Here is a 5,103-nt window from a genome sequence, read left to right on the forward strand (position 1 = left end):
TGTCATTTCAGTTATAGCGCTACGCGCTAGGGAACAGGGAACAGGGGACTTTTAAAGGCTTTTCCTACGGAATGCTGCGCAAACGGGATTTAGAAATGTCCTAACCTTACAGCAGTTTTCATCAGCACGACTTACGCAAAGCAACCAAGAAACCGGGTTTATGATCATGGTATTGTGGTTCAAACCACTAAATTTCCTTGATAAACCCGGTTTATTAACGCACTCTAAAAGTTTTACTACTTAATCGCAGGCGCACGCATCAACAATTCAGACTCACTCTTCAATGCCACTTCCCCAGATTCTATCAACGTTGGTACAGCATCTCGCAACCGCGCTGTCAACTGTACTGTCGTCGCATCATAAATCTGAGTCACAATCTTGGGATACAAACCAATACCAATAATTGGCACCAACAAACAACCGATAATAAATACCTCACGGGGTTCCGCATCCTTGAGAACTTCATGCTCTACCAACTCCTTATTCTCAGGACCGTACAAAATCTCCCGCAACATTGACAACAGATAAATTGGAGTCAATATCACTCCCACTGCCGCCAAGAAAATTACCAATACCTTGAAAGTTGGATTATAAGCATCACTGGTAGCAAAACCAATAAATATCATCACCTCTGCCACAAACCCACTCATTCCAGGTAATGCTAAAGATGCCATGGAACAAGTCGTCCACATGGCGAACACTTTCTTCATCTTTTGACCGACACCACCCATTTCATCCAATATTAAAGTATGGGTACGGTCATAAGTAGCTCCTACTAAAAAGAATAAACTCGCCCCAATTAAACCGTGGGAAATCATTTGCAGTACAGCTCCGCTCATACCAATATTGGTAAATGAAGCCATACCAATCAACACAAAACCCATGTGAGAAATTGAGGAATAAGCAATTTTCCGTTTCAAGTTTCGTTGAGCAAAAGAAGTCAAAGCGGCATAGACAATATTGACAACCCCCAAAATTACCAATATAGGAGCAAACACCGCGTGAGCATCAGGTAACATTCCTGCATTCATCCGCAACAGAGCGTAACCACCCATTTTCAACAGAATTCCTGCTAGCAACATATGAGCAGGTGCAGTTGCTTCCCCGTGAGCATCAGGCAACCAGGTATGTAATGGAAAAATTGGCAATTTCACAGCATAGGCAATCAAAAACGCTCCATATAATAAGAGTTGCAAATTCAGAGCATAATCTTTCGCAGCAACCGCCCTCATATCAAAAGTAACAGTATCGCCATAAAATGCCATTGTTAACGCTGCTATCAAAATAAATAGCGAACCACCTGCGGTATAAAGAATAAACTTAGTTGCTGCATACAACCGTTTTTTACCACCCCAGATAGAGAGAATTAGGTAAACTGGTACTAACTCTAATTCCCAAACCAGGAAAAATAGCAACATATCCTGCACAGCAAACACAGCTATCTGACCGCCGTACATTAACAACATCAAGAAATAAAATAGCTTTGGCTTAAAAGTTACAGGCCACGCTGCCATAATTGCCAGAGTTGTGATGAAGCCAGTCAGGATAATTAGTGGCATGGATAAACCATCAGCTCCCACTGACCAATTTAAGTCTAATTGCGACACCCAAGCATAACTTTCTACCAGTTGGAGGTCTGGGTTACTCGTGTCATATCCAGTACAGAAGGCAGTAGTGATAATAGTAAAATCAATTAATCCAACAATTAGGGCGTACCACCGTACTGTTTTGCCGTCTTTATCCGGAATAATCGGAATTAGCAACGATGCAACTACTGGAAATAGGATGATTATAGTTAACCAAGGAAAATTAGCCATAAATATCAAATCTCACTTTTAAAATGTTTGAAGAAGGAAGAAGTAAGAAGGAAGAAGGAAGAAGAAAAAATACTACTCGCAATTCTTAATTTTCTGTTCCCTGTTCCTTCAGGGCTGTTTCATTCTAAATTTTTGCGTTTCTCTCAAAGCCTGACGGGGAGACAGTTATGGGCATTTCTACTTCTTTGGGTGGAAAGCCAACTTTTAATCGTAAATTAAAAGCCTCCATCCCCGCTTCTCCGTGTCTATCGAGGGTGAAACAGCACTGCCTGTTCCCTGTTCCCTCTAAACTCCAGAGAAAACAACCAAACCCAACACCGCTACAAATACAATGAGGGCATAAAACTGAGCGCGACCATTTTCTAAATATTTCAAACCTTCTCCAGTCAGAAGTGTAATAAAACCTGTTAAATTAACAGCTCCATCAACTACTTTGTAGTCTACTTCCAAAACTTGACGTGCTAGACGACGACTACCTTTAACAAATAGAAAGTCATTGAGGTCGTCTAGATACCACTTGTTGAGAGAGAAATTGTAAAGAGGTTTGATTTTTTCAGCGATCGCACTAGGGTCAATTTTACGACTCAAGTACATCAGTGAAGCAAAAGTAATGCCAATTAAAGCGATACCAACAGAGTTACCTGCCATAATCAAAAATTCAGTCAGGTCAAACTCAGCTAATTCCTCTAGCACCTCTGCCAAAGATTCTCCTGGTGCATAAATAAACTGCTCAAAATAATTAGCAAAAGGCGTTCCTAACAAACCAATAATCATTGAAGGAATCGCTAAAACCATCAATGGTAAAGTCATGCTAATAGGAGACTCATGGGGAGAGTCACTATGATGACCGTGGTCGTGGTCGTGGTCATGGTCATCATGGCCGTGTTCTAATTCTTTCGGGTCCATGGCACCAGGTCCGAAAGCTACTGCTGGGGTCATCTCAACCTTGTCACCTGTAGAGTTTGCAGCCATTAATTGCTGTTTAATCTGCTCATCATTACCCCGGAACTCTCCCTCAAAAGTGGAGAAATACATCCGGAACATATAAAAAGCAGTCATTCCAGCAGTTGCCCAACCGATCAACCATAAAGCGGGGTTTGCTCCAAAAGCACTACCCAGAATTTCATCCTTTGACCAAAAACCAGCAAAAGGAGGGATACCACAAATTGCCAGAGTACCAATTAAAAAGCAAGCAGAGGTAACAGGCATATATTTCCGCAGTCCACCCATTAACCGCATATCTTGCGCCAAAACTGGGTTATGACCGACAACAGCTTCCATACCATGAATAACTGAACCGGAACACAAAAACAACATGGCTTTGAAATAAGCGTGGGTCATTAGGTGAAATAGTCCGGCGCTATAAGCTCCCACACCCATTGCCATGACCATATATCCCAATTGGGAAATAGTGGAATAGGCAAGACCTTTTTTAATGTCATTTTGAGTAATGGCGATCGTTGCTCCTAGAAAAGCCGTGAAAGCTCCTGTCCAAGCAATAATGTTCATTACTATTGGCAGATGTTCAAATACTGGATACATCCGCGCAACTAGGAAAACTCCAGCAGCTACCATTGTCGCAGCATGGATTAAAGCAGAAATTGGTGTAGGACCTTCCATGGCATCTGGTAGCCAGACGTGCAATGGGAATTGAGCCGACTTGGCCGCAGGTCCTAAAAAGACTAAAACACCAAACAGAGTAGCTAAACCAGCACTCAGAGCGCCTGTTTCTACCAGTTGTTCTAGGCGAACGCCCATTACCTCAAATTCAAAGCTACCAGTCGCCCAGTAAATTCCGAGCATCCCTAGTAGCAGACCAAAGTCACCGACGCGGTTGGTAACGAAAGCTTTTTGACAAGCATCTGCTGCTGCTTTCCGGTCGTACCAGAAACCTATTAGTAGGTAGGAAGATACACCCACGAGTTCCCAAAAGATATAGACCTGGACCAGGTTTGGAGAGACCACTAGACCTAACATTGAGGAGCTAAATAAGCTCAGATAGGCATAAAAGCGTACATAACCTGCGTCGTGAGCCATGTAACCATCTGTATAGACCATTACCAAAAAGGCAACAGTAGTTACAATGACTAACATTAGGGCAGTCAGATGGTCGATGGTATAGCCCATACTGAGTTTAAAGTCACCTGCTGCTGCCCACTCAAACATTTGAGTATAGGTTTCATGGCCATTAATTTGACTCCAGAGGATGCCAAAGGAGAGAACCATTGCAGTTCCTAACAGGGAGACAATGAATATTGCAGATCCCCGTCGCAAATTACTTGTGGCTTGACTATAGGATATTAGTCCCAGGCCGACTACCATTGCTCCAAGTAGGGGCAATAGTGGAATCAGCCAGGCATATTGATAAAGTGCTTCCATAGTTTATGGTTACTTTATAATTCTTAATTAAGTAGACAAAACTAATAAGCATTCTTACACAGACTTTCCTGGGATCAAAACTAAAGATCAATTTTTTTAATGGTTATCCAGGTATAAAAGTCAAAAGTCAAAATTAAATAGTCAAAAGGTTATATACTGTAGAGTTAAATTTTGGAAATCTTTTAAATAGCACTTTTTTTGAGGAAAGTCAAAAAAACTGACCATGAATTTGATTTTGATGAATATTCACACAATTTCCTCATTCAAGACTTTAATTAGTAGTCTATACAAAGTGGAAATTTTAATTTTTTTTTCAGTATAATTGCTTAAGCCATTCTACCTGTGAAAGCTAGTGTTTAATTGTGAAGTTCTCTCCCGTTAAATCAAAGATTATAACGGGAGCTTCTCAAACAAAGAAGTTTCTTGCGAGTGCTGGCGCAACGCTACGCGAACACAGGCTGATTAATCTCATAGCTTCCACAAGCATACAAGATGATACCCACCTCGTTTAACGCTTTATTTAATATGTTAATTGCTGCATTCTCGTCCCGATCCAAAACTGTTTGACATTTAGGGCAAGAATGAGTTCTAACTGATAAAGTTTTAGGTACTTTTTGGCCACAATTACTGCAATGAGTGTGATGTATTGTGAGGGTTAACTTTTATTACATGAACACCGCGAACTGCCGCTACTGCATTCAATTTTTCAATAAAAGTACCCCAGGCTACATCATAAATTGATTTTGATAGTTTAGTATTTTTAGCTAAACCTTTAATATTCAGGTCTTCTACAGCAATTAAATCATATTCTTTAACTAATTTATGAGCAGTTTTGTAATGGAAATCTTCTCTTTGTCTAGCAATATGTTGATGTAATCTAGCTATTCTATTTTGTGCTACCCTCCAG

5 protein-coding genes are annotated in these 5,103 nt (G+C 40.8%); 1 reads left to right on the top strand and 4 read right to left on the bottom strand.

Translation table 11 applies throughout. The annotated features are described in order from the left end of the window. Nucleotides 1–236: 236 nt before the first annotated feature. The gene (locus tag F6K13_RS17365; protein ID WP_287287891.1) at nt 237–1,817 is read right to left on the bottom strand and encodes an NAD(P)H-quinone oxidoreductase subunit 4; all 1,581 of its coding nucleotides are present in this window, start codon (nt 1,815–1,817) and stop codon (nt 237–239) included. A gap of 27 nt (nt 1,818–1,844) precedes the next feature. On the opposite strand from F6K13_RS17365, the gene F6K13_RS17370 reads away from it, so the two are divergent. Then, nucleotides 1,845–2,036, top strand: coding sequence for a hypothetical protein (locus F6K13_RS17370; RefSeq protein ID WP_124154193.1), 192 nt, complete (start codon nt 1,845–1,847; stop codon nt 2,034–2,036). Between the two features lie 66 nt (nt 2,037–2,102). On the opposite strand, the gene F6K13_RS17375 is transcribed toward F6K13_RS17370, so the two are convergent. The 3 genes from F6K13_RS17375 to F6K13_RS17385 all read right to left on the bottom strand — a co-directional run. Next, entirely contained in the window at nt 2,103–4,196 is a 2,094-nt protein-coding gene (locus tag F6K13_RS17375; RefSeq protein WP_287287892.1) for an NAD(P)H-quinone oxidoreductase subunit 5, read from the bottom strand. Between the two features lie 443 nt (nt 4,197–4,639). Further along, nucleotides 4,640–4,843: a zinc ribbon domain-containing protein gene (locus F6K13_RS17380; protein WP_287242523.1), complete on the bottom strand. Its 204-nt coding sequence runs from the start codon at nt 4,841–4,843 to the stop codon at nt 4,640–4,642. Beyond that, nucleotides 4,821–5,103 (bottom strand): transposase (locus F6K13_RS17385; RefSeq protein WP_287287893.1); only part of this gene is annotated, 283 nt, incomplete at its 5' end. The genes F6K13_RS17380 and F6K13_RS17385, both read right to left, overlap by 23 nt.

Origin of the sequence: Okeania sp. SIO2B9, from assembly GCF_010672505.1 — a bacterium.
In the GTDB taxonomy this organism is placed as follows: domain Bacteria; phylum Cyanobacteriota; class Cyanobacteriia; order Cyanobacteriales; family Microcoleaceae; genus Okeania; species Okeania hirsuta.

Bases quoted from the DNA above. Each gene is read 5' to 3' on its own strand.
- F6K13_RS17365 (WP_287287891.1), bottom strand. From the start codon at position 1,817: ATGGCTAATTTTCCTTGGTTAACTATAATCATCCTATTTCCAGTAGTT.
- F6K13_RS17375 (WP_287287892.1), bottom strand. From the start codon at position 4,196: ATGGAAGCACTTTATCAATATGCCTGGCTGATTCCACTATTGCCCCTA.